The organism is Afifella sp. IM 167, assembly GCF_020144925.1.
Taxonomy (GTDB): Bacteria; Pseudomonadota; Alphaproteobacteria; order Rhizobiales; family Afifellaceae; genus Afifella.
In genome coordinates, this window is the sequence record NZ_NSLC01000001.1 from 1 (window position 1) to 24374 (window position 24374).

Below are 24374 nucleotides of genomic sequence, written 5' to 3' on the forward strand. Positions count from 1 at the left end.
TCCCGCCCCCGACCAGCCGCCCCGCTCGAAGGAGCGCATCGCCACGTCGACCTGATAGGTGTCGCCACCCTCCGGATTGACGAAACGGTCGATGCGCGAAGTGAAGTGCGGGAACATGACATAGGCGCCGAAAAGCCCCGCCACGGCGAGGCCTGCGAGCCCGCCCACGATCGGCAGCGGCACGCCGGCAAGGAAGAAGATGGCGCCCCAGACGGCGAAGATGAGGATCGTCTGGCCGAGATCCGGCTCGGCGACGAGAAGCGCCGCCGTGATGATGAGGAGGATGACGGCAAGCAGCCGGCCGGGAACCTCAGGATGCCGGGAGCCTTCCGCGAAGAGCCAGGAGACGATGACGATGAAGGCGGGCTTCAGGAATTCCGAGGGCTGCAGCGACATGCCGGCAAGATAGACCCAGCGCCGCGAGCCCTTCACTTCCTCGCCGATGAAGAGGACGGCGATCATCGCCGCCAGCGAAACGACGAGGATGAAGAGCGCCGTACGCCGCACCTGCCTCGGCGTCAGGAAAGAGATCGCGACGATGATCGCGGCCGCCACCGGCGCATAGATCGCCTGGCGGATAGCGAAGTGATAGGTCGGCAGCCCGATGCGCTCCGCCACCGGCGGGCTCGCCGCAAAGGAGAGGACGATGCCGGCGGCGAGCAGCAGGAGGACGAGGAAGAGCGTCGTCCGATCGACGGTCCACCACCATTCCGAAAGGGGCGAGCGTTCCCGGCGGCTGATCATCTGAGGGCCTCCCCAAGCTCCGGCTCCTGCGCCTTTCGCATATCAAGATCGGCGACGGCGGCGACGAAGGCCCGGCCGCGTGCCTCGAAATCGGCGAACTGGTCGAAGGAGGCGGCCGCCGGCGACAGGAGCACGACGGGCTCCGACTCCGGATCGAGCGCGGCATCCTCCGCAGCGAGCGCGACGGCGCGCGTCAACTCGCCAGCGATCACATGCGCAACCCGTCCGGCAAGCGTGGTGGAAAAGACATCCGCCCCCTCGCCGATCAGATAGGCCTTGGCGATCCGGGGAAAGAGGCCTTCCAGCCCCTCGATCCCGCCCGCCTTGGGGCGTCCGCCGGCGATCCAGTAGACCGGCGAGAAGGTCGAAAGCGCCGGCGCCGCCGCTTCTGCGTTGGTCGCCTTGGAATCGTCGACGAAGAGCACCTTGCCCCGCCGCGCGACGATCTGCATGCGGTGCTGGAGCCCCGGAAAGCTCTCCATCCCGGCTGCGATTGCCTCCACGGAAAGCCCGAGGACCCGCGCCGCGGCATAGGCCGAGGCAGCATTCTGCCAGTTATGCCGACCCCTGAGTGCCGGTAGCATCGAAAGGTCGAGCTGCTCTCCGTCTCGCCGGTCACTCATCAGCCCGCTATCGTCGACGGCGATCTCGGCCTCTTCGCCGTGCACGCTGACGCGTGCGATCTCGGGGTGCCCACCACGCGCCGAGAGCGACGCGAACACCTCCCGCATCTCCGGCTCGTCGACGCCGAGGATGGCAAGATCGTCCGCCTGCATCGCCTGGAAGACGCGCTCTTTGGCGCGCCGGTAGCCCGCCATGTCTCCGTGCCGATCGAGATGGTCAGGCGTCAGGTTGAGCCACAGCGCCACGTTAGGTCGGAACTTCACGCAAAGATCGAGCTGATAGGAGGAAAGCTCCAGCACATAGACACTTTCCGCAGCGGAAGGCGGTTCAAGATCGAGGGCGGAGCGGCCGATATTGCCACCGACCCTGGGTTCCAGGCCGGCCGTCTCGAGGATGTGGCCGATCAGCGCCGTCGTGGTCGATTTGCCGTTGGTGCCGGTGACGGCGACGAAGCGCGCCTTGCCGGCGAGTTCGCGGTAAAGAAGCTCTGCGTCGCAAACGATCTCGACGCCCGCCCCCTTGGCCGTTTCGACGATCTCGTGCGGGCGCGGATGGGTGAACGGCACACCCGGCGCGAGAGCGAGGAGCGACAGTTTATCCCACTCCCATGCGTCCGGTTCCGCGACCCGGGCGCCTTCGGCCTCCGCCTGCTGGCGTCCCTCCTGCCTCGCGTCCCAGGCAACGACAGAGGCTCCGCCGGCGATCGCTGCCCTGACGGTCGCAAGCCCGCTGCGCGCGAGCCCGAAGACCCCGATGCTCTGGCCGGCAAGGTGGGTGAGCGGGACCGTCATCTCCGCCTCAGCGCAGCTTCAGCGTGGAAAGGCCGATGAGGGCGAGCACGACGGCGACGATCCAGAAACGGATTACGACTTGTGGCTCCGTCCAGCCGAGTTGCTCGAAATGATGGTGGATGGGCGCCATCTTGAAGACGCGCTTGCCGGTCAGCTTGAAGGAAGCGACCTGAATGATGACCGACATCGCCTCCATGACGAAGATGCCGCCGATGATGGCGAGCACGATCTCGTGCTTGGTGGCAACCGCGACGGCGCCGATCATGCCGCCGAGCGCCAGCGAGCCCGTATCGCCCATGAAGATGGCGGCGGGCGGCGCGTTGAACCAGAGGAAGCCGAGGCCCGCTCCGATCAGGGCGCCGCACAGCACCGAGAGTTCGCCGGTCCCGGCGACGTAATGGATCTGCAGGTAGTCGGCGAAGCGCACGTTGCCGGCGAGATAGGCGATGAGACCGAAGGAGGCGGCGGCGATCATCACGGGGACGATGGCAAGCCCGTCGAGCCCGTCGGTCAGGTTCACCGCGTTGCCGGCGCCGACAATGACGAAGGCGCCGAAGACGACGAAGAAGATTCCGAGCTGGATCACCGTCTCCTTCAGGAACGGCAACGTCAGCGCGGAGGCGGTATTCCCCTCGCCTGCCCGCATGATGGCGAAGACGGCCGCTCCCGCGATCAAGGCCTCAAGGCCGAGCCGCGCTCGTCCGGAAAAGCCCTTCGCCGAGGCGCCCTTCACCTTCAGGTAGTCGTCGTAGAAGCCGATGAGGCCGAAACCCACCGTGACGGCGAGCACGCACCAGACATAGATGGAGGAAAGGTCGGCCCACAGGAGCGCCGAGACGAGAACGCCCGTCAGGATCATCAGCCCGCCCATCGTCGGCGTGCCGGCCTTCTTGAAATGCGTCTGTGGCCCGTCGGCGCGGATCGGCTGGCCCTTGCCCTGCCGGAAACGCAGGATCTCGATCATCGCCGGGCCGAAGAGGAAGACGAAGAGCAGCGCCGTCACCGTTGCCGCGCCGGTGCGGAAGGTGATGTAGCGGAAGATGTTGAACGCGGAGAACTCGTCCGCGAAGGTCTGCAGATAGGCGAGCATCCGTATCAGCTCTCGTCTTTGGCGCCCGTGGGCGGAAAGCGGTCCTTGATCGCCTGAACCAGCCGGCCGAGGCCGGTGGCATTCGATGCCTTGACGACAACGACGTCGCCCGCCCGCAGCGCCTTTACGAGAATCGGTTCAAGCTCGCCCGCATCCCTCGCATAGGCTCCTCTTGCCCCCTCGGGCAAGACCTCCCAAAGATCATGCATGAGAGGACCGACGAGAAAAACCTGATCAGCCTTCGCATCGGCAAGATCATCGGCAAGTGCGACATGAAGATCACGCGCCCGATGGCCGAGCTCACCCATATCGCCAAGGACGGCGATGCGTCTTCCGCCTTCGCCGGGCTTTGCATCCCTCAGCAGCGCGATCGCCGCGCGCATCGATGCCGGATTGGCGTTGTAGCTCTCGTCGACGAGCGTGATGACACCGCCGTCGCAGGAAAGACGGTGCCGGTCCCCGCGGCCGGCGGGTGCCTTGAAGGCGGAGAGCGCGTCGGCGACCGTCTTGATGTTCGCCTCGAAGACATACGCGGCGGCGAGAACGGCAAGCGAGTTTGCCGCAAGGTGCCGCCCCGGGGCACCGAGCCGGTACTGGACCGTCTCGCCGTAGACGTCGACGGTGAGGCGCGTGCCTTCCGCATCGGCCATGGAGCCGACGAGGCTGACATCGGCATTCGGATTCTCGCCAAAGCTGACGATCCGCGCCCCGACCTCGCCGGCCCTGCGCGACAGGCGCTCGAATTGCGCGTTGTCGCGGTTGAGGATGGCCGCACCGCGTGGCTCAAGCCCGTCGAATATCTCCGCCTTGGCATCGGCGATCGCCTCGACGCTGTCGAAATACTCGATATGGACCGCCTCGACCGTGGTGATGATCGCCGCATGCGGGCGCACCATCTCCGTCAGCGGGGTGATCTCTCCGGCATGGTTCATGCCGATCTCGAATATGCCGAAATCGGCGTCGGCGGGCAGCCGCGCCAGCGTCAGCGGCACGCCCCAGTGGTTGTTGAACGAGCCGACCGGCGCATGCGTCGATCCGATGGCGGACAGGCCGAGGCGCAGCATCTCCTTGGTGCCGGTCTTGCCGACCGAGCCGGTGACGGCAACGATCTTCGCGCGAGAGCGCTCGCGGGCGGCGACGGCCAGCCTCGTCAGCGCGTCGAGCGGATCGTCTTCGACGACAAGCAGCGGCCCGCCGGAAATGCCCTCGCGCCGGTCTACTGAAACGATCGCGAGCGCCGCGCCGGCCTGAAGCGCGGCCTCGACATAATCATGCCCGTCGAAGCGTTCGCCCTTGATGGCAACGAATGCCTCGCCCGGCCGGATGGTGCGGCTGTCGATGGAAATGCCGCTGATTTCGGCAGGCACGGCACCTTCCAGACTGCCGCCGGCAGCCTCCAGAAACTCGGCCGCTTCCCAGAGCACGGTCACTTTCCTTCCCCCTCGATCGCGAGCACGGCACGCACTTCTTCCTGGTCGGAGAAGGGCAGCACCTCGTTTCCGACGGTCTGGCCGGTCTCGTGGCCCTTGCCGGCGACAAGCAGCACGTCGCCGGGCTGAAGGGAAGAAATCGCCGTACGGATCGCCTCGCGCCGGTCGCCGATCTCGATAGCATGCGGCGCCGCATCGAGGATCGCCCGGCGGATTGCGGCCGGTTCCTCGCTGCGCGGATTGTCGTCGGTGACGATCACCCGGTCGGCCGCAAGGCTCGCGGCTTCGCCCATCAGCGCTCGCTTGCCAGGGTCGCGATCCCCGCCGGCACCGAAGACCACGACGAGATCGTGGTCGGTGTGCGGGCGCAGCGCTTCGAGCGCCGCCGTCAGCGCGCCCGGCTTGTGGGCATAGTCGACGAAGACCTTTGCGCCGTTGGCGTGCATGCCGACGAGTTCCAGCCGACCCGGCGCGCCCTCCAGTTCCGGCAGGGCGGCGAGCGCCTCGTCCGCCGAAAGCCCGGCGCCCATGGCAAGCGCGGCAGCCATCAACGCGTTCGCGACCTGGAATTCACCGATCAGAGGAAGCGGCACGTATTTGTGCTCGCCTTCCACATCGAGGAGGAGGCGGGCACCGTCCGGCATGCGCGTGACGGAAAGAAGCTTCAGGGTCTCGCCGGCGGTGCCGACCGATGAAAAGACGAGCCCACGCCGCTTGGCGATCTGCGCGACGGCGGCTGCCTGCTTCTGGTCGGCGTCGACCACCGCGACGGCGCCCTCCGGGAGCAGCGTATCGAAGAGCCGCATCTTGGCGCGGAGGTAGTCCTCGACGCTTTTATGGTAGTCGAGATGGTCGCGCGAGAGATTGGTGAAGCCTCCCGCGACGAGCTTCAGCCCGTCGAGCCGGCGCTGGTCGAGACCATGGCTGGAAGCCTCCAGCGCAAGGTGCGTGACGCCCGAATGGGCGAGATCGGCGAGCGTGCGGTGCAGCGTGACCGGGTCCGGTGTCGTCAGTCCCGGCCGGGTGCGCCCGTCGGAAGTGGCAAGTCCGATCGTCCCGAGGCTCGCGGCCTTCTTGCCGGCATGGGCGAAGATCTGGCGCGCGAAGACGGCAACCGAGGTCTTGCCGCTGGTGCCGGTGACGGCGACGACCTTGTCCGGCTGCTTGCCGAAGAAGGCGGCAGCGGCGAGCGCCAGGGCGCGGCGCGGATCGGGCGCGCGGACAACAGGGATTCCGGGATCTTCCGCAAGGGGCGCGGACCCGGTCAGGATCGCCCGCGCGCCCTTTTCAACCGCCTGCCCGATGAAGGCCGTGCCGTCCGCCTTGCTGCCGGGCAAAGCCGCGAAGAGCATGCCTTGCGTGACTTCACGGCTGTCGGCCGTCAGGCCCGTGACTTGGATGCCGCCCACCTTCTTCGGCAGCGACGCCTCTTCGCCGAAGAGGCCCTTCAGCGGCCGCGGCGGGTAGGACCTGCCGGCTTCCATGGCTCCCCCGCTCACTCGACGGCTGCAATGGTGGTAGCCGGCCCCTCGTCTGGATCGGTGAGCAGCGGCGTCACGCCCAGCATCGGCGCGATGCGCCGGATAATGGCTGCCGTGGTCGGCGCGGCGTTCATGCCGGCTGTGGCGGGCAAACCCTGCTCCTCCGGTTGCGGCTCGTCGATCACGACAAGCACGAGATACCGGGGCGCGTCCATCGGAAATGCTGCAAGGAAGGCATTGCGCCGCTTATCGTTCGCGTACTTGCCGTTGACGACTTTCTCGGCCGTGCCGGTCTTGCCGCCGACCCGGTAGCCCGGCACGGAAGCGCGCCGTCCAGAGCCCTTGAGGACGTTCATGCGCATCAGCTTGCGCATCAGTTCACTGGTCTCCGGCTTGACGACGCGGCGGGCGAGATGGCCGGCCTCCGCCTCCGTGCGCGGACGGAAAGTCGGCGGAATATAATAGCCCCCGTTCATCAGCGCCGCGCCGGCGACGGCCGTCTGCATCGGCGAGACGGAGATGCCGTGGCCGAAGGAGATCGTCACCGAGGACAGCTTCGTCCATTCGCGCGGCTTCAGCGGCGCGCCGCTTTCGGGAAGCTCGGTGTGCAATTCGTCGAGAAGGCCGAGCTTGCCGAGGAATTCCTGCTGCGCGGGAATGCCGACCTCGAGCGCCATCTTGGCGGTGCCGACATTGGAGGAGTGGATGAAGATCTCCGGCACGCTCAGCGGGCGGTGCAGGGCATGGAAATCGTGGATGGTGAAACCGGAGATATAGAGCGGCTTGGTGGCGTCGAAGATGTCGTTGATGTGCACGAGCCCGGAATCGAGCGCCATCGCCGTCGTGAAGGTCTTGAAGGTCGAGCCCATCTCGTAGACGCCGACCGTCGCGCGGTTCATCCGGTCCTTGTCGAGGGTCTGGGAGGGATCGTTCGGATCGTAATCCGGCAGCGAGCTCATGCCGAGCACCTCGCCGGTCTTCACGTCGAGGACGATGCCGATCGCGGCGATGGAACGATAGCGCTGCATGGCGGAGGCGAGTTCGCTGCGCACGGCATGCTGCACCCTGAGGTCGACGGAGAGCGCGATCGGCTCCTGGCCGCGCTCCACCGCAAAGCCCGCGTCGTGGAGGTCCGAGAGGCCGGAATCGTCGATATATTTCTCGATGCCGGCGATACCCTGATTGTCGACGTTGACGGTGCCGAGGATGTGGGCCGCGGTCGGGCCGCCCGGATAGAAGCGGCGGTTCTCCGAGCGGAAGCCGATGCCCGGCAGGCCGAGATCATGGATGCGCTTGCGCTGGGCAGGCGTGATCTCGCGCTTCAGCCAAAGAAAGCCGGCGTTGGTGGCGAGGTCGCGGCGCAGCCGGTCGCGGTCGAACTCGGGAAATACCATCGACAGCTGCTCGGCCGCCTCGTCCGCATCGACGATGCGCCGCGGCTCGGCAAAGAGCGAAAAGGTCTTGATGTCGGTGGCAAGGATTTCGCCATGGGCGTCGACGATGTCGGGTCGGGCCGACGCGATCTCGGAGGAGGCCGCGGCAACCGCGGTGTCGTCCGCATCCCCCGCGACGCCGAGCTGCACGAGGCGTACGGCGAGCGTCGCGTAGAGGAGGCCGAAGACGACCATCGCCATCACCACGCGCCAGGAAAGGCGATCGCCCTTGAGCCCCTCGCCCGCGCCGGACTTGCCCGAGCGTCCCGCGAGATGACGCCAGCGGCTCTGTTGCCCGCTTTCCTCGGCCGTCGGCGTACCGGAAACCGGAATCGAGAGGCTCACTGAAGGTTCTCCGCTAGGTCGCCGGCGATGCCGGACAAAAGGTCTCTGTCTGTGTCGCTGGGAGCGATCGTGCGCATGGGAATCTGCGCCGGATCCGCCAGCTGCTTGGGCTCCACCGGCTTCAGGCCGAGCGTGTCCTGGTAGCGCTCGGCAAGCTCCTCCACGCGATCGGGCTGGTTGAGAACGCTCCATTCGGCGCGCAGCAGCGAGATCGATTCCTTCTCCTGGTCGACCTTGCGCTGCAGTTCGGCCACCTCCTTGGCCACGCCCTCGGCGCGGTATTTGAGGTTGAAGACCGACATCGCGGCAATCAGCGCGGCCGCGATCGCGACGACGTTGAGGATGCGGGTCATTGGTAGGCCTCCGGTCCGGAAATGCCCGCAAGGGCCGGCACGCCGAGAAGGCGCCGGTCGATGGCGCGCGGCGAAGCTGCGGTGCGCTCGCCGGCCCTCAGCCGCGCCGAGCGGGCGCGCGGATTGCTCTCCAACTCGGCCTCGCCGGCCTTGATGCCGCGCGTCAGAAGACGGAACGTCGGCGCCGGGCCTTCCACCATCGGCTGATGGCGCGAGCCGCGCTGTTCCTCGCTGCGCTCGCGCAGGAAGCGTTTGACGATCCGGTCCTCCAAAGAATGAAAGACAACGACGACGAGGCGTCCGCCCTCCCTGAGAAGCCTTTCGGCGGCGGCGAGAGCCTCCGCCAGCTCCTCCAGCTCGCGATTGACGAAGATCCGCAGCGCCTGAAAGGTGCGCGTCGCCGGATGGATGGCATGGCCGGGCGCCCTTCCCCCGAGCGCGGTTTCCACGATGCGGGCAAGCTGGCCGGTGGTGTCGATCGCGGCTTCCTCGCGCGCCGAAACGATGGCCCGCGCGATACGGCCGGCCTTCCGCTCCTCGCCGAGACTTCCGATGATCCGGGTGAGTTCCTTGGATGGAGCCCGGTTGACGACATCGGCCGCCGAGGGACCATCGCCGCTCATGCGCATGTCGAGCGGCCCGTCGAGCCGGAAGGAAAAGCCGCGGCCGGCTTCATCGAGCTGCATGGAGGAGACGCCGACATCGAGGACGATGCCATCGGCGGGCGCCAGGCCTGCTTCCTCGGCAAGGGCGTCGAGTTCGGAAAAGCGCGCCTCGACCAGGGTGAGCCGGTCGGGAAACTCGGCCTTCAGCGCCGCCCCGGCGGCAATCGCGCTCGGATCGCGGTCGATGGCAAGCACCGTCCCGCCGGCTTCCAGGATGGCGCGGCTGTAGCCACCGGCCCCGAAGGTCCCGTCGACATAGACGCCGCCGGGCCGCACGGACAGGTGCTGCATCACTTCGGCCAGAAGCACCGGCCTGTGGCGCACGCTGCCTTCCTCGATCTTGGCGCTCTTTTCCATCAGCGCGCCTCTTCCGTGCCGCGGGCCGGGCGCGACTTGCGGCCGAGCGAGCCTTTGAGGGAGCGCAGATGCTCGCGCGCGGCCTTCTGGCGCTCGCGGAAACGGCTCTCCTCCCAGATCTGGAACTTGAGGCCCTGCCCGGCGAAGAGAGCGGCATCGCCGATCCCGGTCACCTCGCGGAATTCCTCGGGCAGCATGACGCGGCCGTCCTGGTCGATCTTCAGCACGCGGCTGTCGGCGTAGAACGCCGTCGACAGGGTTTCGTAGTCTTCGGAAAACGTCTCGAAATCGGAAAGCTGGTCGGCGATGGCCTCCTGCAGCCGCACGCCGCCGGCGTCGATGGCGGGAAGGTCGAGAGCGGGATAGCAGTAAAGGCCCTCCTGCCCTTCCCGGGCGAGAACGGCGCGGAACGCGGCAGGCACCGAAACCCGACCCTTTGCGTCGAGCCGGTTGATGTATGTCGCGACGAACCCGTCCATTCCCCTACCGACCCCACGATTGAGCTCCCTTGCGTTGGCGACGCATCGCGCCGGCCGCATTCGCGCCCGAGACGGCTCACGCTCTTTCGACCTAGCCGGAAGAGCCGCACCCCCTTCGGCGATCCGGGATGAAATGGGATATCATGGGACCACATGGTTTGCAATGGAACGTTCCCCACCCCGAAGGCTCTGCGAGGCCACCGCAAAGAGTGCCGAAACAGGGTAAACGGAGGGTAAGCGTCGTTGCAGCGGGCGCTTCCAAGGCCCTTTGCCGGCAAAAGAAAATCGCTTCGCAGCCGCCCGGAACGCATGCCTGCGGCATTCGTTACCGCCACACTGGGGCAAAGGTCGGCCGCCGGCCGATCGGGTGCCGGCCTGGCGGCCCGAGGCAGCGCGGCATTCGTGCCGCGCTGCCTTCGTCCCATCACCGCTCACCACTACGTTCCCGCCGCAACTTGCGCGGCCCTGCCGCCCCGTTTACTGACGCGGCGACCCGGCGCATCGCGCCGTAGAAGGATCAGCGATGAGCATCTGGTCGCGCCTTTCCGACTTCCTGGAGCGTACCGGCGCCACCATCGCCGGCCTGCGCGACGCCTTCCTCCAGGTCGCGGGAGCCGAGCGCCGTAAGGAGATCACCTTCACCATCGCCATGATCGCTCTCTCGGCGAAGATGGCGAAGGCCGACGGCATCGTCTCTTTCGAGGAGACGGAGGTTTTTCGGCAGCTCTTCGCCGTTCCGGAAGGCGAGCAGCGAAACGTGGAGCGCATCTACCGCCTCGCCGCGGCCGACGTCGCCGGCTTCGAGACCTATGCGGGCGACGTGGCGCGGCTGCTTTCCGACGACCCGGCCATGCTGGAGGATATCCTCGACGCGCTCTTTGCCATCTCCAAGGCGGACGGGGCGGTACATGAGCGCGAGATCGCCTATCTGGAGCGCGTTGCCGAGATCTTCGGCTTCGGCGCGCGCGACTTCGCCCGCATTCGCGCCCGCCATGTACGGGGCGGCAAGGCCGATCCCTGGCTGGTTCTCGGCGCGGATCCATCCTGGAGCGACGAGGAATTGCGGGCGCACCACCGAAAACTGGTGCGCGAGAACCATCCCGACCGGCTGATTGCCCGCAACGTGCCGGAAGAGTTCGTAGCCATCGCCAACGACCGCCTCGCCGCCATCAATGCCGCCTGGGAAGCGATCGGCCGCAGCCGACGCGAGCCGGAACGCCGCAGCGCGGGCGAGACGCGCTGAAGGGCACGCCTTGACGCTCGCAGTTCACCCCCACCCTTCGCCGAACTTCAACGATCGGGGCGGCGCGCCCGTCGACATCCTGCTTTTGCACTACACAGGCATGGAGAGCGAAGAGGCCGCCCTCGCCTGGCTCTGCGACCCACGTTCAGAGGTCTCCAGCCACTATTTCGTCCATGCGGACGGCCGGGTCGCCGCGCTCGTCGGCGAGGAGTGCCGCGCCTGGCATGCCGGCAAGGGCAGCTGGGCCGGCGACAGCGATGTCAACGCCCGCTCCATCGGCATCGAGATCGCCAATTGGGGCCATGCCGCCGAAGAGGCGGGCCAGCCTCTGCCGGCCTTTCCCGAAGCGCAGATGGTCTCCCTGGAGGCGCTCTGCCGGGACATCCTCGCCCGCCACGACATCGCCCCCCGCCGTGTCCTGGCCCATTCCGACGTCGCCCCGGGCCGCAAGCGCGATCCCGGCGAACTCTTTGACTGGGCGCGGCTGGCGAAGGCCGGCATTGGCCATTTCGTCGCCCCGGAGCCGCTCGCCAGCGACGAGGGCGCGCTTTGTCGCGGCTGCGAAGGCGCGGCGGTCGAACGCCTGCAGAGCCTTTTTTCGCTGTACGGCTACGGCATCGCCGTGACGGGAATCCTGGATGCGAAGACGGAGGCCGTCATCGCAGCGTTTCAGCGGCATTTCAGGCCCGCGCGCGTGGACGGCGTGGCCGATCGTTCGACCCTTCAAACGCTCCAGAAGCTGCTCTGGGCGGTGCCCTGAGCCCCGCGGCAGCCATCTCCGCGCCGCAGCCGCGCCTGCTGCAGTGCACCAAATCACCTTGGAACCCGCACATTCTGGCCACAGCTGCCCCTTAGGCGCCGCGCCCCTTGAGACATGGCAAAGGGCCCGAAATGAAATTTCTGCTTGCTGCTGCCGCTCTGACGGCAGCGTCCATTTCCGCACCGGCTATGGCCGAGACGAACAACGCCTCCAAGGCCGTCATCGTCGCGCGCGGACAGGAAGCTGCCGCGGAGGCCAAGAACGAGAAGAACCCGACGGAGCGGACCGAAAAGCCGGAAACGGCATCGATCGCGGCGGCCGCGCCGTCCTCCAACTCCAAGGCCGTCATCATCGCGCGTGCGCGCGCCTCAAGCCCGGCCGAGGACAAGAAGGATTCCGGCAAGAGCAATGCCAACGCCCGCAAGACCGGCAAGTCGAATCTGCATGATCTGGTTGTGAAGGTCGCGGCCGCCCATGGCGTGCCCGCGGGACTTGCCCATGCGGTCGTCACCATCGAGAGCCGCTACAATCCGCGCGCCCGCGGTTCGGCCGGCGAAGTCGGGCTCATGCAGATCAAGCCCGCCACCGCCCGCGGCATCGGCTACACCGGCTCCATTGCCGCGCTCTACGATCCGGCGACCAATCTGGAATGGGGAATGCGCTATCTCGCCAAGGCCTACAAGCTCGGCGGCGGCTCCGTCTGCGGCACGGCCCTACGCTACAATGCCGGCCATTTCGCCAAGCGGATGACGCGCGGTGCCTCGGCCTATTGCGGGCGCCTGAAGGCCGTGATGGCCTCTGCCGGCACTGAGGTCTGATGCTTGCCGGCCCGCCATCCGGCGGGCCGCCTCAAGGCGAATAAAATGCCAGCCGGCCTGTAAGCCGGGTTCTGTACGGCCGCGGTTGCCCGCGACGTGACGGCCATTCATCTGGAGCGCCGGTTGCCCGGCGCTTCTCGCGACCCACCCGGGCGGCTGGCCTGAAAACGGGCCTGGGGCCGATGGCGCATAGAACGCCGCCCCGCGCCGCCCCTTCTCGGTCTTGCTCCCGACGGGGCTTGCCTTGCCGTCCGCATTGCTGCGTCCGCGGTGGGCTCTTACCCCACCCTTTCACCCTTGCCGGAGAAACCTCCGGCGGACTTCTCTCTGTGGCGCTTTCCCTAAGGTTCGCCCGGACCGTTGCCGGTCCAGACTCCCTCGCCGGGCGTTACCCGGCGTCGTGTTTCCATGGAGCCCGGACTTTCCTCCCCGCCGCCCTTTCGAGCCTTGGCGGAGCGGCCGTCCGGCCGGCTGGCGGATGAGAGGTGGCACCGTGCCTGCCCGGCGTCAATGGCGCGCCCGGGTGCGGGGCTTGCCTGGGCCTGTACGGCACTTCGCCGGACAGCCGAAAAAGCGCCCGATCGCGCAAATCCGCACAAGCCGATTTACCACTTTTACGCGAATGAAAAGTACCTCTCGCGCAGAGGAGTGAACCCCGTGTCGCGTACCAGCCTGAAGTCCGCCCGCATCGAGGCGCGCATCGCACCCGAGACCCTCGCAGCCATCCGTCTCGCCGCCGAGCTGGAGGGCCGCTCCCTGAGCGATTTCGTGGTTGCGGCGGCAGAGGCCGAGGCGCTGAGGCGACTGGAGGAAGAACGCCTCGTGCAGCTTTCAGCCGAAGGTCAGCGCCGCTTCGTCGAAGCTCTCCTGTGCGCCCCGGAGCCGGGCCCGACCCTGAAGCGTGCGAAGGACCATCGCGAACACCTCATCGACGGGGCCTGAGCGTGCCGCCCTTTCGCATCGAGCTTCTCGCCCGGCATGAAACGGCCGGATTTCGCTGCGGCATCGCTGGGCTCGACGCCTATCTGCGGCGACGCGCTGCGCGTGACATGGTTGCCCGCAAATCCGCCTGCTACGTCGCAATCGAGGGCGGGACGGACCGCATCGCAGGCTTCTACACGCTCTCCGCGGCGGGCATTCCGCTCGCCGGCCTGCCGGAGGGCTTGCGCCACAGGCTGCAGGAAGACTCAATCCTCTCCGCCGCCCGCATCGGGAGGCTCGCCGTCGACATCGCCTTCCAGGGCCGCAAGCTCGGCTCGGCCCTGCTGATCGATGCGGCGGCAAAGGCGCTCGCCGCTGGAACGGAGCCCCACGCCCTTATCGCCACCGCCCGCACCGCCGAGGCGAAGGCCTTCTACGGCCAGCACGGCTTCGAGCGCCTGCGCTTTGAACCGGGCTGTCTCGCAATACCGGTATCAACGCTCGCCATCCTCCTCGGAGCCGAGGTGCCGTCCTACATGGCCACCGCCGCGCGCGCCGCCTGATCGTAATGGCCTGAAAGGGCGCGCAGCAGCGCCGCCATCCGGCTCATCTCCTTCTCGTCAAGACCGAGCGCCTTGATGGCGGAGACGAGGAGCGCCTCGCGGATCTCGCGGTAGCGCAGGCACGCCGCCTCCCCGGCTTGGGTCACGCCGACAGCCTTTTCCTTGCCGACGCGGCTGGAGCATACGAGGCCCATCCGCTCCAGCTTCTTCAGCGTATAGGTGACCGTGTGCGTGTCCTCGATATTGAGGACGAGGCAGATGTCGGAGACGGTCTTCACCCGGCCGCGATGGCTGACGGTATGCAGGACGAACACATCCAGCGGCGAAAGCCCGGTGATGCCCGCCGCCGCCATCGCCCGCACCATCCAGCGCTGGAAGGCGTGGCTCGTCATCTCCAGCGCGAATTCGACTTCCGAGAGGGCCGGCATCGCCCCTTCGGCAAGATGGGCCGCCGAGACGACGGGGCCGAGCCCCGGCGCCTCAATCTTCTCCGCCATCTTGCTCACCGCGCCATCATGGTTCTGGGCAGCCACAGTGCCAGCTCGGGGAAGATGGCGATCAGCGCAACGCCGATGACCATGATGAGGAAAAAGGGCAGCGCCATGCGTGCGATCCTGAAGATGTTGTGTCCTGTCATGCCCTGCAGGACGAAGAGGTTGAAGCCCACCGGAGGGGTGATCTGGCTCATCTCCACGACAAGCACGAGATAGATGCCGAACCAGATGAGATCGAAACCCGACTGCTCCACCATCGGCAGGATGACGGAGGTGGTCAGCACCACCACCGAGATGCCGTCGAGAAAGCAGCCCAGCACGATGAAGAGGAGCGTCAGTGCGGCAAGAAGGGCGAAGGGCGAGAGTTCCATTGCGCCGATGGCGGAGGCCAGCTGGCGCGGAATGCCGGTAAAGCCCATCGCGACGGTCAGCACCGCGGCGCCCATGAGGATGAAGGCGATCATGCAGGAGGTGCGCGTCGCGCCCATCAGCGCGCTGGAAAAGCTCTCCCAGTTTAGCGTGCCGGTGGCGAAGGAAAGGACGAGCGACAGGACAACGCCGATCGCCGCCGCCTCCGTCGGCGAGGCAAGGCCCGCATAGATGGAGCCGATCACGCCGGCAATCAGCAGGATCACCGGCAACAGGCGCCGCGCCGCGCGATACTTCTCGTCCCAGCTCGTCGAAGGCCCCGCATCGGGCATGCCATCGCGCTTGAAGGCCGCCCAAAGCATCACATAGCCCATGAAGAGCACCGCCAGCATCGCGCCCGGCAGGATGCCGGCGATGAAGAGGCGCGCGATCGACTGTTCCGTCGCCGCGCCGTAGACGATCAGGATGATCGAGGGCGGGATGAGGAGGCCGAGCGTGCCGGAACCGGCAAGCGTGCCGATTGCCATGCGCTCGTCGTAGCCGCGCGAGCGCAGCTCCGGCAGCGACATGCGCCCGATCGTGGCGGTCGTCGCCGCCGAGGAGCCGGAGACGGCCGCGAAGATCCCGCAGCCGACGATGTTGACGTGCAGCAGCCTTCCGGGAATGCGCCGCATGAAGGGCGCAAGGCCCGAAAACATGTCCTCCGAAAGGCGCGTGCGAAAGAGAATCTCGCCCATCCAGATGAACATCGGCAGGGCCGTCAGGTCCCAGGAATTGGAAGCTCCCCAGGCAGCGGTCGCGGCGACGGCGCCGGCCGGCACGCTGGTCATGAAATAGATGGCGACGAGCGCCACGCCGAGCAGCGCCATGCCCACCCAGATGCCGAGGCCAAGGCAGGCAAGGAGCCCGAAAGCCAGAAGCGCGGAGGTTGCACCCAGTCCCATCACTCGCCTCCTTCCACAAAGTCCTCGCCCTCATGCTCGGCGAAGACCGGCTCCTTGCCGGTCGCGGCCCGCAGGAAGTCGTCGAGAAGGGCGATGGTGAGGATCACGAGCCCCACCGCCATGCCGCTTTGGGGAATCCACAGCTGAATCGGCACGATGCCGAAGGAGACCTCGCCGAAGCGCCGCGATTCCAGGACGAGCGCGATGGCGTACCAGGAGAGGAACCCCGCCAGAACGGTGGCGATGGCGAGCGCCAGGGCGTTGAGCGCCTTGCGGGCTTTCGACGGCACGGTCTGCACCAGAAGATTCACCCGGATATGGACGCCGTGCCGGAAGGTGGAGGCAAGCGCCAGGAAAGAGGCGGAGACCAGGAGGAAGCCGGCAATCTCGGCCAGCGAAGGCACGAGGAAGCCGTAGATCGGATAGCCGGTCAGGTAGAGGACGAGATCCGCGAGGCGGCCGAGCACCTGCACGAAGACGAGAACGGCAATGGCGACGATGGCGGCCGCAGCCGCGACGCCGGAAGCCGCATAGAGCGTATCGAGCGCCCTGCGCATCTTCCCTCCCCCGGTTTGGAGCAAAGGCGGTGGAATGGCGAAACGAAGACGGGCCGGCCCGCGGCCGGCCCGTCGTTGTGGGCTACATGCTCTTGAAGGCGTCGAGCACCTTCTTGCCGGCCTCGCCGGCCGTCTCGGACCATTCGTCGGCCATCTTGGAGCCGATCTCCTTGAGACCGGTCATCAGCTCGTCGGAAGGCTGGGCGACCGTCATGCCGTTGTCCTCCAGCATCTTGGTCTTTTCCTCGGTCTCCTTCCTGGAAGCTTCCCAGCCGCGGGTCTCGGCCTCGGCCGCTGCCTCCATGACCGCCTTCTGCTGATCTTCCGGCAGGCCCTCGAACGAGGCCTTGTTGACGATCACCATGTTCTTCGGCAGCCAGGCCTGCGTGTCCGTATAGACGTTGACGTAATCCCAGGCCTTGGAATTGGCGCCGGTGGAGGGCGAGGTCACCATCGCCTCGACGCGGCCGGTGGAGAAGGCGGTCGGAAGGTCCGGCACCTCGACCTGCGTCGGCACGGAGCCGGCAAGCTGGGCGAGCCGTTCGGTGGCGGCGTTGTAGGCGCGCATCTTCAGGCCCTTGAGATCGTCGACAGTGGCGATCTCCTTGGTCGTGTAGAGGCCCTGCGGCGGCCATGGCACGGTGAAGAGCAGCTTCAGCCCCTGCTCGTCGAGCACCTTTTCGAGCTCCGGCTTGGAGGCGTCGTAGAGCTTCTTGGCATCGTCGTAGCTGGTCGCGACGAAGGGCACGGAATCGATGCCGAAGATGGCGTTTTCGTTGGAGAGGCGCGAGATCAGCACTTCGCCGATCGGCACCAGCCCCTTGCGTACCGCGTCCTTGATCTCCGGGTGCTTGAAGAGCGAGCCGGCCGAATGGATCGTGATGGTGAGGCCGCCATCGGTCGCCTCCTTCACGTCGTTGGCGAACTCGGCGATGTTCATGGTGTGGAAGTTGGTGTCGCCATAAGGCGTCGGCATGTCCCAGCTGGTCTGGGCCAAGGCGGCGCCGGCCGAAAGGCTGGCGGCGAAGGCGGCACCGAAGGTGGCGCCTGCGAGCTTCTTCAGCATCAACGTTCTCCCTCTTATTGTCGAAGCCGGGCAGGAACCCGGCTCCCGGCGGTCGGCCCGAATCCTGCATGCCCTTTTCCCGTGGGGACGCAGAGGCCGTTTCCGAGGCGACGACTGTGAGAATTCGACGACATTTTGTCAACGACGTGTTGACGTTTTTTTGCCGTCATGCTTCCAGTCCCACTATCCTCATCCGCTGGAGAGCCGATCGTGACACAAACTGCATCCGCCGGGAAATGGGACTTCTGGATCGACCGCGGCGGCACCTTCACCGACGTGGTGGCGAGCGACCCTGACGGAAAGATCAACGCCGCCAAGCTGCTCTCCGACAATCCGGGCGCCTACGAGGATGCCGCCATCGAGGCGATCCGCCGTTTCCTGAAGGTGCCGGAGGGCGAGAAGATCCCTTCCGAGAAGATCGGCGCGGTGAAGATGGGCACGACCGTCGCCACCAACGCGCTGCTGGAGCGCAAGGGCGAGCGCACCGCCCTTCTCGTCACCAGGGGCTTCCGCGATGCGCTGCGGATCGGCTACCAGGCGCGCCCCGACATCTTCGCCAAGAAGATCGTTTTACCGGACCTTCTCTATGACCGCGTCGAAGAGGTGGAAGAGCGGGTGCGCGCGGATGGCACGGTCGAGGCCGAGCCGGAGGACGCCGCGATCCGGGCGACCCTGAGCACGCTGAAGGAAGACGGCTTCACCGCGCTCGCGATCGTCTTCATGCACGCCTGGAAATACCCGGACCACGAAGCGAAGGTCGCAAGGCTCGCCCGCGAGATGGGCTTTGCGCAGGTTTCCGTCAGCCACGAAGTCTCGCCGCTCGTCAAGCTGGTCGGGCGCGGCGACACGACGGTGGTCGACGCCTATCTCTCGCCGATCCTGTCGCGCTACGTGAAGCGCGTTGCCGGCGAGCTCGGCGCCACTCACGCGACCGACGGCAAGGACCCCAATCCCGGAGAAGGTCCGCGCCTCATGTTCATGATGTCCTCGGGCGGACTTACCGCGGCCGAGCTCTTCGCCGGCAAGGACGCGATCCTCTCCGGCCCCGCCGGCGGCGTCGTCGGCGCCACGGAGACGGCGCGCATGGCGGGCCTGGACAGGATCATCGGCTTCGACATGGGCGGCACATCCACCGACGTCTCGCATTATGCGGGCGAACTGGAGCGCGCCTTCGAGACCGAGGTCGCGGGGGTGCGGATGCGCGCGCCGATGATGCGCATCCACACGGTCGCGGCGGGCGGTGGCTCGATCCTGCATTACGCTTCCGGCCGCTTCCAGGTCGGACCGGATTCGGCCGGCGCCCATCCCGGCCCCACGGCCTATCGCAACGGCGGGCCCCTCACCGTCACCGACGCCAACATCATGGTCGGCAAGATCCGCGCCGAGAACTTCCCCGCCATCTTCGGCCCCGAGCAGAACGAGCGCCTCGATATCGAGGCCGTCCGGGCGGGCTTCGGCGAGCTGACGGAAAAAATCGCCGAGGACGAGGGCGGCCGCCGCCGCTCGGCCGAGGAGATCGCCGACGGCTTCCTGACGGTCGCGGTGGAGAACATGGCGAACGCCATCAAGAAGATCTCCGTTGAGCGCGGCCACGACGTGACCAGCTACGCCCTTTCCTGCTTCGGCGGCGCCGGCGGCCAGCACGCCTGCCTGATCGCCGATCGTCTTGGGATGGAGAAAGTGCATATCCACCCCCTCTCCGGCATTCTTTCCGCCTACGGCATGGGCCTTGCCGATGTGCGCGCAAACAAGAGCCGCGCCGTCGTGCTGCCGCTGGAAGCTGAATCGGAATCAAAGCTTCAGGAAGTTGAATCGGAACTTGAAGAAGAAGCCGTCAAAGAACTTCAGGATCAGGGCATAAGCGATTCCGATACGGAGGTTTTCGCCCGCATCCATGTCCGCTACGAGGGCACCGACACGCCGATCCCGGTTTCCTTCGGCGCCGCTGCCGATGTCCGGGCCCGTTTCGAGGACGCGCACCGCGCCCAGTTCGGCTTCATCTACGACGACAAGCCGCTCATTGCCGAGCAGGTCGAAGTGGAGGCCGTCGGCGGTGGCGCCGATATCGGCGAGGAGGACGCGCCCGCCGAGCCGCACGAGGTCACGGCCGAAGAGACCACCCGCTTTTTCTCCGGCGGCGCATGGCACGAAGCCGGCATCGTCAAGCGCGCCGACCTTGCCCCCGGGGCCCGCCTCAAGGGCCCCGCCCTCGTCATCGAGGACCACCAGACGATCGTGCTCGAACCCGGCTGGTCGGCCGAGATCACGCCGAAGGACCACATCATCCTCAACCGCACCGAGGCGCTTCAGCGCGACCACGCCATTGGCACGGAAGCCGATCCGGTGCTCCTGGAGATCTTCAACAACCTCTTCATGTCGATCGCCGAGCAGATGGGCGTCACGCTGCAGAACACCGCCTATTCGGTGAACATCAAGGAACGGCTCGACTTCTCCTGCGCCGTCTTCGATCCCGAAGGCGCGCTCGTCGCCAACGCCCCGCACATGCCGGTGCATCTCGGCTCCATGGACCGCTCGGTGGAAACCGTGCGCGAGAAGAATCCGGACATCGCGCCCGGCGACGTCTATGCGCTGAACGCGCCCTATAACGGCGGCACGCATCTGCCCGACATCACCGTGGTAACGCCCGTCTTCGACGACACGGGCGAAAAAATCCTCTTCTGGGTCGCCTCGCGCGGCCACCATGCCGATGTCGGCGGCACGGCCCCGGGATCGATGACCCCGCGCGCCACCAACGTCGATCAGGAAGGCGTCCTCATCGACAACTTCAAGCTCGTCGACCGCGGGCGCTTCCGCGAGGCCGCCCTGCGCGAGCTCCTCACGGACCACCCCTTCCCCTGCCGCAACCCGGAGCAGAACGTCGCCGACCTCAAGGCGCAGATCGCCGCCAACGAGAAGGGCGTCGCCGAGATGCGCAAGATGGTCGGCCAGTTCACCCTCCCAGTCGTCCAGGCCTATATGCGCCATGTGCGCGACAACGCCGCCGAAAGCGTGCGCCGGGTTCTGGAGAAGCTGAAGGATTCAAGCTTCGAGATCACCACCGACCAGGAAGCGACGATCAGGGTCGCGATCACCGTGGACCGTGAGAACCGGACGGCGAAGGTCGACTTTACCGGCACGTCCGAGGCGAAGGAGAACAACTTCAACGCCCCTGCCCCTGTGACGCGCGCGGCCGTCCTTTACGCCTTCCGCGTCATGGTGGAGGCGGACATCCCGATGAATGCGGGCTGCCTGGAGCCGATCGAGATCGTCATCCCGAAGGGCTGCATGCTCGCGCCCGAATATCCGCGCGCCGTCGTCGCCGGGAATGTGGAGACGAGCCAGCACGTCACCAACGTCCTCTTCGGCGCGCTCGGCACGCTCGCCGCCTCCGAAGGCACGATGAACAACCTCACCTTCGGCAACGACACCTACCAGTATTACGAGACGATCTGTTCGGGCTCGCCGGCCGGCATCTTCAACGACCGCACGGGCTTTGACGGCACGGACGCCGTGCACGTTCACATGACCAATTCGCGCCTGACCGACCCGGAGGTGCTGGAGATGCGCTATCCCGTGCTGCTGGAGGATTTCCACATCCGCCACGGCTCGGGCGGCAAGGGCAAATGGCACGCCGGCTCCGGCACCCGCCGCACCATCCGCTTCCTGGAAGCGATGGACTGCGCCATCCTTTCCTCGCACCGAAAAGTCCGCCCGCACGGGCTGGAAGGCGGCGAGGCCGGTGAATGCGGCAAGACGGAAGTGCGCAGGACCGACGGCTCGCTGGAGCTTCTGGAAGGCGCCGACCAGACGTTTCTGGAGGCCGGCGAGGCGGTGATCGTCACAACGCCGACCGGCGGCGGGTTCGGCAAGGCGGAAGGCTAGCCAGGATTCGACCGCCCCCGACTGGGCCAGGAGGACATTACCCGACGCGCGGCCTGATGCAGGAATGAGCCGCTCAACTTGCCGGCGAAATTCAATCGGGGCATCCTTGCCGGCCGAACGACGGGAGCTGGCCATGAAGACGCTTGCGGGGCTCTCCGACGGCAGCCGGCTCGTCGCGATCGCCCAGAAGGGGATCATGCAGGATGACGACCCGTCGAGCCCGCTGCACATGAGTTCGCAGGACTGCGCCGGAACCGTTCTGGTGCCAAAGACAGGCGGAGAGCCGTTTGGGGCCGGCTCGTGCACGGCGAGCGACAGGGATGGCGATATCTGGTGGCTGTGGTGGACGTCGAAGGGCGGCACCGGCGGGCAATGGGGGGCCATTGCCGGCACCGGGAAATACGAGGGATTGAGCGGCGGTGGAGAGGTCGCCTACACGCTCAATCTCTCTGATCGCACGGCGATCCGCTACACGGGCAGTCTCAACCTCAAATGAAGCAATTCTCAGGAAAAAGGCGCGCCCCCGACATGGAAAGCGCGCCTCTGGCCGGCTTCGGCATGCCTGCCGTCGCCGAATGGCCGATCTTCAGCTCAGCCCCCCGAGCCGCCGCCCCCATCCGATGAAGGCGCCTGAATATCGACGTCGACGCTGGGTCCGCCGCCACCGCCGCCCGAAAAGAGGCTCGTGCCGCCGAGGGCGAGAAAGAGGATGACGACGAGGACGACGAGCCCCCCCACGATGAAGGCGAGGAAGGTCGTGCCTCCTCCACCGGATTGTTCGGCCATTTTCGGCTCCTTGGCTGTTTCAGGTCGCGGACACAATGCCCGGCAGCGGAGGTTCGTTCCGCTGGCTAAGGGCGCCCTGCCGCCTCCCGCTCGGGCGCATGATCGGCTAGTCTTTGCCGAAAGCTCTGGAGGAACCATGTCACGCGCCCTACTCGCAGCTGCTTTCGCCCTCCTGCCCCTGCCCGCGCTGGCGGCGGGCTATGCCGAAGAAGGCGATGTCATCGCCCACCAATGGTGCGCCGAATGCCATGTGGTGGATGACGCCCAGACCAGCGCCGACGCAGCGGCTCCGAGCTTCCAGGCGATCGCGAAGAAATACGGAGAGGATGGCATGGGCGCGCTCGCCGCTTTCCTCGCCGACCCGCATCCGGTGATGCCCGACATGAGCCTGACGCGGCAGGAGATCCGCGATCTCACTGCCTATATCAGCAGCCTGCGGGCGAAGTCGGGAGGCTGAGCCGGGCGCCGCTCAATAGATGCTCTTGGCGCAGATCGTCGCCTGAAAATGGTCGAACGCGGCACGCAGCTCGGCCTCGCTCGCCGGGATATAGCCGAAGCGGTTGCCGTCCACCTCCTGGCAGGGCCGGTCCTTGGAGGGCTCGCAGCGCTCAACGCTCGCTCCGAGATAATCGACGAGCGTCGTGCCGTCGGGTGCACGCGGGTCGCGCTTCGGAAAGGCGATCTCCGTGGCGCGCGAGAAGTCGAACTTCATCGTGACCTGCGTCTCTTTGCCGGTGATATGAAGCTCGTAGCGGCAGGCGTCGACCTCTTCGAGCCGGTGGTTGAGGACGAGCGTGTAGATGGAGTTCTGGGCAAGGGCACGCACGTATTTGAGCCGCCATTCGCCGGGCTGCGGCGAAGGCGTCACAGTGCGGATGCCGTTCTCGGCATCCACGACCCGCTTTTCCTCTCCGCCCGGCGAAACGCCGGCCAGCATGAAACCGACCGTCGCCTTCGCCGATTGCGCCTGCGCGCTGCCGGAAAACGCGGCGAGCGCTCCCAGAGCGAAGAGCGAAACGAGAAGTCGGGTGATGCGCATGAAGATCCTCCCGGGCCGCGCGGAGGGCGCCAAGCGACCCCTTGCCTATCAGGAAGGGATAGCATGCCAGGGCGGGGGAGGAAGTCGCACCGGTGTCGCCCTTTCGGGCAGCCGGCGACGGCGCGGCGCGCTCCGTGGCCTACTGGGCCGCGAGCGCACCGGCTGGAAGCTTAGTTGAGAGCGGTGAGATCGGTCGCGGTCAGCTCCTCGCCGCGCATCTCCACATCGAAGAACACGATCTGGTTCGGCTGCAGCGTCTTCAGTCCGGCCCGCTCCAGGGCGGTGCGGTGGACGAAGATGTCCGCGCCCTCGTCGGGGCGGATGAAGCCGTAGCCTCTGCGGGCGTCGAACCACATGACGTTTCCGGTATGCATTTGTCGTAATTCCTTGGATCGAATCGCTTCCGCGCCACGCGATGCACGCGCTGGCTGCGGGCTGGCGATAGTTGAATGGGGGTAGTAAGCGCGCCGCCCGGATCGACCCAGGCTATCGGGCGCGTATGACCGTGGGATCACGGCCGGATGACGCTCATATGGCAGAGCCGTGCGGCGCTTTCAAGGCCGCCCCGCAACAACAACTTGAGCGGGCAGGCTTGCGCCGGGCTGTCGCCCTGAAAAGCGGCCTTCGCCGTCAGGGCTCGTCGGCAAGCCGGTCGATCGTCTCAATCCAGGGTTTGAGGTCCAGGATCGGCGTGCCATCAAAACAGTCGAGCGCGTCGACGGTGATCTCGCCAGCCTCCCGGTCAATCCCCTTCACCCGGACGAGCGAGAGCCCGATCGGATTCGGCCGCACCGGGGAGCGCAGGGAGAAGAGCCCGGCCGGCTCCGCGCGGTGGCGCGAATTCTGGATGATCAGGTCGCGTCGCGACCCGTTCATCCACATCAGCACCATCACCTTGTCGCCCGCCTTTACGTCTTTCAGGCCCGGGCGGAACGGCAGGTCGATATGGACGCGGAAGGAAAGCTCCGGTTCTTCGGCGAGCCGCTCGCGCACCTGGCGCGTGTTGCGCGGGCAGTCTCGCTCCGGGCGCCATGGCGTTTCGGCATGGCCGATATAGATGAGCCGCGCATCGTCTGCGGTCTCGGCGGGGTCGAACGGCAGCGCCACTTCGCCGGCGCGGATGGGGTTGTTCTCCATGCG

Annotated in this window: 25 protein-coding genes and 1 other RNA gene; 8 read left to right on the forward strand and 18 right to left on the reverse strand. The window is 66.8% G+C overall.

Going from position 1 to position 24374, the window contains the following annotated elements:
• The 9 genes from CLD20_RS00005 to CLD20_RS00045 all read right to left on the reverse strand — a co-directional run.
• Positions 1-744, reverse strand: a 744-nt coding sequence (locus CLD20_RS00005) for an FtsW/RodA/SpoVE family cell cycle protein (RefSeq protein WP_224404534.1), incomplete at its 3' end; no start/stop codon positions are given.
• A complete protein-coding gene (gene murD / locus CLD20_RS00010) occupies positions 741-2159 on the reverse strand; it encodes a UDP-N-acetylmuramoyl-L-alanine--D-glutamate ligase (protein WP_224404535.1) in 1419 nt (472 codons plus the stop codon). The genes CLD20_RS00005 and murD, both read right to left, overlap by 4 nt.
• 7 nt (positions 2160-2166) lie before the next feature.
• The gene (gene mraY, locus CLD20_RS00015) at positions 2167-3249 is read right to left on the reverse strand and encodes a phospho-N-acetylmuramoyl-pentapeptide-transferase (protein WP_224404536.1); all 1083 of its coding nucleotides are present in this window, start codon (positions 3247-3249) and stop codon (positions 2167-2169) included.
• A 5-nt stretch (positions 3250-3254) separates the two neighbouring features.
• The gene (locus CLD20_RS00020) at positions 3255-4673 is read right to left on the reverse strand and encodes a UDP-N-acetylmuramoylalanyl-D-glutamyl-2,6-diaminopimelate--D-alanyl-D-alanine ligase (protein WP_370636711.1); all 1419 of its coding nucleotides are present in this window, start codon (positions 4671-4673) and stop codon (positions 3255-3257) included.
• Positions 4674-4675: 2 nt separating this feature from the next.
• Entirely contained in the window at positions 4676-6163 is a 1488-nt protein-coding gene (locus CLD20_RS00025) for a UDP-N-acetylmuramoyl-L-alanyl-D-glutamate--2,6-diaminopimelate ligase (RefSeq protein ID WP_224404538.1), read from the reverse strand.
• Positions 6164-6174: 11 nt separating this feature from the next.
• On the reverse strand, positions 6175-7794 hold the full coding sequence (locus CLD20_RS00030) for a penicillin-binding protein 2 (protein WP_224405037.1): 1620 nt from the start codon (positions 7792-7794) through the stop codon (positions 6175-6177).
• Between the two features lie 140 nt (positions 7795-7934).
• Positions 7935-8291: a hypothetical protein gene (locus tag CLD20_RS00035; RefSeq protein ID WP_224404539.1), complete on the reverse strand. Its 357-nt coding sequence runs from the start codon at positions 8289-8291 to the stop codon at positions 7935-7937.
• Positions 8288-9313, reverse strand: a complete 1026-nt coding sequence (rsmH, locus tag CLD20_RS00040) for a 16S rRNA (cytosine(1402)-N(4))-methyltransferase RsmH (RefSeq protein WP_224404540.1) — start codon at positions 9311-9313, stop codon at positions 8288-8290. The genes CLD20_RS00035 and rsmH overlap by 4 nt, the downstream gene beginning before the upstream one ends.
• Positions 9313-9792 carry a division/cell wall cluster transcriptional repressor MraZ gene (locus CLD20_RS00045; protein WP_224404541.1) on the reverse strand — a complete coding sequence of 160 codons (480 nt, stop codon included), beginning with the start codon at positions 9790-9792 and terminating at the stop codon, positions 9313-9315. Before CLD20_RS00045 ends, rsmH begins: the two co-directional genes overlap by 1 nt.
• A gap of 523 nt (positions 9793-10315) precedes the next feature.
• Between CLD20_RS00045 and CLD20_RS00050 the strand changes: the two genes are divergently transcribed.
• From CLD20_RS00050 to CLD20_RS00060, 3 genes are all read left to right on the forward strand, one after another.
• Complete coding sequence (locus CLD20_RS00050; RefSeq protein WP_224404542.1) at positions 10316-11035, forward strand: TerB family tellurite resistance protein; 720 nt, start codon at positions 10316-10318, stop codon at positions 11033-11035.
• A gap of 10 nt (positions 11036-11045) precedes the next feature.
• Positions 11046-11795, forward strand: a complete 750-nt coding sequence (locus CLD20_RS00055; protein WP_224404543.1) for an N-acetylmuramoyl-L-alanine amidase — start codon at positions 11046-11048, stop codon at positions 11793-11795.
• A gap of 131 nt (positions 11796-11926) precedes the next feature.
• Positions 11927-12613: a lytic transglycosylase domain-containing protein gene (locus tag CLD20_RS00060; protein WP_224404544.1), complete on the forward strand. Its 687-nt coding sequence runs from the start codon at positions 11927-11929 to the stop codon at positions 12611-12613.
• 44 nt (positions 12614-12657) lie between these two features.
• On the opposite strand, the gene rnpB is transcribed toward CLD20_RS00060, so the two are convergent.
• Positions 12658-13088: RNase P RNA component class A (rnpB, locus tag CLD20_RS00065), an RNA gene on the reverse strand.
• Between the two features lie 182 nt (positions 13089-13270).
• Between rnpB and CLD20_RS00070 the strand changes: the two genes are divergently transcribed.
• Both CLD20_RS00070 and CLD20_RS00075 read left to right on the forward strand, forming a co-directional pair.
• Positions 13271-13555: a YlcI/YnfO family protein gene (locus CLD20_RS00070; RefSeq protein WP_224404545.1), complete on the forward strand. Its 285-nt coding sequence runs from the start codon at positions 13271-13273 to the stop codon at positions 13553-13555.
• A 2-nt stretch (positions 13556-13557) separates the two neighbouring features.
• Positions 13558-14097, forward strand: a complete 540-nt coding sequence (locus CLD20_RS00075; protein ID WP_224404546.1) for a GNAT family N-acetyltransferase — start codon at positions 13558-13560, stop codon at positions 14095-14097.
• On the opposite strand, the gene CLD20_RS00080 is transcribed toward CLD20_RS00075, so the two are convergent.
• The 4 genes from CLD20_RS00080 to CLD20_RS00095 all read right to left on the reverse strand — a co-directional run bounded on the left by CLD20_RS00080 (position 14067) and on the right by CLD20_RS00095 (position 17527).
• Positions 14067-14594, reverse strand: coding sequence for a winged helix DNA-binding protein (locus CLD20_RS00080; protein ID WP_224404547.1), 528 nt, complete (start codon positions 14592-14594; stop codon positions 14067-14069). The genes CLD20_RS00075 and CLD20_RS00080 overlap by 31 nt on opposite strands.
• Before the next feature lie 5 nt (positions 14595-14599).
• Positions 14600-15904, reverse strand: a complete 1305-nt coding sequence (locus CLD20_RS00085; protein WP_224404548.1) for a TRAP transporter large permease — start codon at positions 15902-15904, stop codon at positions 14600-14602.
• The gene (locus CLD20_RS00090) at positions 15904-16461 is read right to left on the reverse strand and encodes a TRAP transporter small permease (protein WP_224404549.1); all 558 of its coding nucleotides are present in this window, start codon (positions 16459-16461) and stop codon (positions 15904-15906) included. The genes CLD20_RS00085 and CLD20_RS00090 overlap by 1 nt, the downstream gene beginning before the upstream one ends.
• Positions 16462-16543: 82 nt before the next feature.
• Positions 16544-17527, reverse strand: coding sequence for a TRAP transporter substrate-binding protein (locus tag CLD20_RS00095; protein WP_224404550.1), 984 nt, complete (start codon positions 17525-17527; stop codon positions 16544-16546).
• Positions 17528-17695: 168 nt separating this feature from the next.
• Between CLD20_RS00095 and CLD20_RS00100 the strand changes: the two genes are divergently transcribed.
• Both CLD20_RS00100 and CLD20_RS00105 read left to right on the forward strand, forming a co-directional pair.
• Positions 17696-21409, forward strand: a complete 3714-nt coding sequence (locus CLD20_RS00100; protein ID WP_370636712.1) for a hydantoinase B/oxoprolinase family protein — start codon at positions 17696-17698, stop codon at positions 21407-21409.
• Positions 21410-21542: 133 nt separating this feature from the next.
• Entirely contained in the window at positions 21543-21905 is a 363-nt protein-coding gene (locus CLD20_RS00105; protein ID WP_224404552.1) for a hypothetical protein, read from the forward strand.
• A gap of 95 nt (positions 21906-22000) precedes the next feature.
• Here the strand turns inward: CLD20_RS00105 and CLD20_RS00110 are convergent, their stop codons facing one another.
• Positions 22001-22195: a hypothetical protein gene (locus CLD20_RS00110; protein WP_224404553.1), complete on the reverse strand. Its 195-nt coding sequence runs from the start codon at positions 22193-22195 to the stop codon at positions 22001-22003.
• A gap of 136 nt (positions 22196-22331) precedes the next feature.
• Here CLD20_RS00110 and CLD20_RS00115 point away from each other — a divergent pair, with 136 nt between their 5' ends.
• Positions 22332-22652: a c-type cytochrome gene (locus tag CLD20_RS00115; protein WP_224404554.1), complete on the forward strand. Its 321-nt coding sequence runs from the start codon at positions 22332-22334 to the stop codon at positions 22650-22652.
• Between the two features lie 12 nt (positions 22653-22664).
• Here CLD20_RS00115 and CLD20_RS00120 read toward each other — a convergent pair whose 3' ends face one another.
• From CLD20_RS00120 to CLD20_RS00130, 3 genes are all read right to left on the reverse strand, one after another.
• Entirely contained in the window at positions 22665-23234 is a 570-nt protein-coding gene (locus tag CLD20_RS00120; protein ID WP_224404555.1) for a hypothetical protein, read from the reverse strand.
• A gap of 170 nt (positions 23235-23404) precedes the next feature.
• On the reverse strand, positions 23405-23608 hold the full coding sequence (locus CLD20_RS00125) for a cold-shock protein (protein ID WP_224404556.1): 204 nt from the start codon (positions 23606-23608) through the stop codon (positions 23405-23407).
• 256 nt (positions 23609-23864) lie between these two features.
• Positions 23865-24371 carry a TrmO family methyltransferase gene (locus tag CLD20_RS00130; protein WP_224404557.1) on the reverse strand — a complete coding sequence of 169 codons (507 nt, stop codon included), beginning with the start codon at positions 24369-24371 and terminating at the stop codon, positions 23865-23867.
• Between the last annotated feature and the right edge of the window lie 3 nt (positions 24372-24374).

Coding starts and splice junctions, on each gene's coding strand:
- murD (WP_224404535.1), bottom strand. CDS start 2,159: ATGACGGTCCCGCTCACCCACCTTGCCGGCCAGAGCATCGGGGTCTTC.
- mraY (WP_224404536.1), bottom strand. CDS start 3,249: ATGCTCGCCTATCTGCAGACCTTCGCGGACGAGTTCTCCGCGTTCAAC.
- CLD20_RS00025 (WP_224404538.1), bottom strand. CDS start 6,163: ATGGAAGCCGGCAGGTCCTACCCGCCGCGGCCGCTGAAGGGCCTCTTC.
- CLD20_RS00030 (WP_224405037.1), bottom strand. CDS start 7,794: ATGGCGATGGTCGTCTTCGGCCTCCTCTACGCGACGCTCGCCGTACGC.
- CLD20_RS00035 (WP_224404539.1), bottom strand. CDS start 8,291: ATGACCCGCATCCTCAACGTCGTCGCGATCGCGGCCGCGCTGATTGCC.
- rsmH (WP_224404540.1), bottom strand. CDS start 9,313: ATGGAAAAGAGCGCCAAGATCGAGGAAGGCAGCGTGCGCCACAGGCCG.
- CLD20_RS00045 (WP_224404541.1), bottom strand. CDS start 9,792: ATGGACGGGTTCGTCGCGACATACATCAACCGGCTCGACGCAAAGGGT.
- CLD20_RS00050 (WP_224404542.1), top strand. CDS start 10,316: ATGAGCATCTGGTCGCGCCTTTCCGACTTCCTGGAGCGTACCGGCGCC.
- CLD20_RS00060 (WP_224404544.1), top strand. CDS start 11,927: ATGAAATTTCTGCTTGCTGCTGCCGCTCTGACGGCAGCGTCCATTTCC.
- CLD20_RS00080 (WP_224404547.1), bottom strand. CDS start 14,594: ATGGCGGAGAAGATTGAGGCGCCGGGGCTCGGCCCCGTCGTCTCGGCG.
- CLD20_RS00085 (WP_224404548.1), bottom strand. CDS start 15,904: ATGGGACTGGGTGCAACCTCCGCGCTTCTGGCTTTCGGGCTCCTTGCC.
- CLD20_RS00090 (WP_224404549.1), bottom strand. CDS start 16,461: ATGCGCAGGGCGCTCGATACGCTCTATGCGGCTTCCGGCGTCGCGGCT.
- CLD20_RS00095 (WP_224404550.1), bottom strand. CDS start 17,527: ATGCTGAAGAAGCTCGCAGGCGCCACCTTCGGTGCCGCCTTCGCCGCC.
- CLD20_RS00100 (WP_370636712.1), top strand. CDS start 17,696: ATGCTTCCAGTCCCACTATCCTCATCCGCTGGAGAGCCGATCGTGACA.
- CLD20_RS00105 (WP_224404552.1), top strand. CDS start 21,543: ATGAAGACGCTTGCGGGGCTCTCCGACGGCAGCCGGCTCGTCGCGATC.
- CLD20_RS00110 (WP_224404553.1), bottom strand. CDS start 22,195: ATGGCCGAACAATCCGGTGGAGGAGGCACGACCTTCCTCGCCTTCATC.
- CLD20_RS00115 (WP_224404554.1), top strand. CDS start 22,332: ATGTCACGCGCCCTACTCGCAGCTGCTTTCGCCCTCCTGCCCCTGCCC.
- CLD20_RS00120 (WP_224404555.1), bottom strand. CDS start 23,234: ATGCGCATCACCCGACTTCTCGTTTCGCTCTTCGCTCTGGGAGCGCTC.
- CLD20_RS00125 (WP_224404556.1), bottom strand. CDS start 23,608: ATGCATACCGGAAACGTCATGTGGTTCGACGCCCGCAGAGGCTACGGC.
- CLD20_RS00130 (WP_224404557.1), bottom strand. CDS start 24,371: ATGGAGAACAACCCCATCCGCGCCGGCGAAGTGGCGCTGCCGTTCGAC.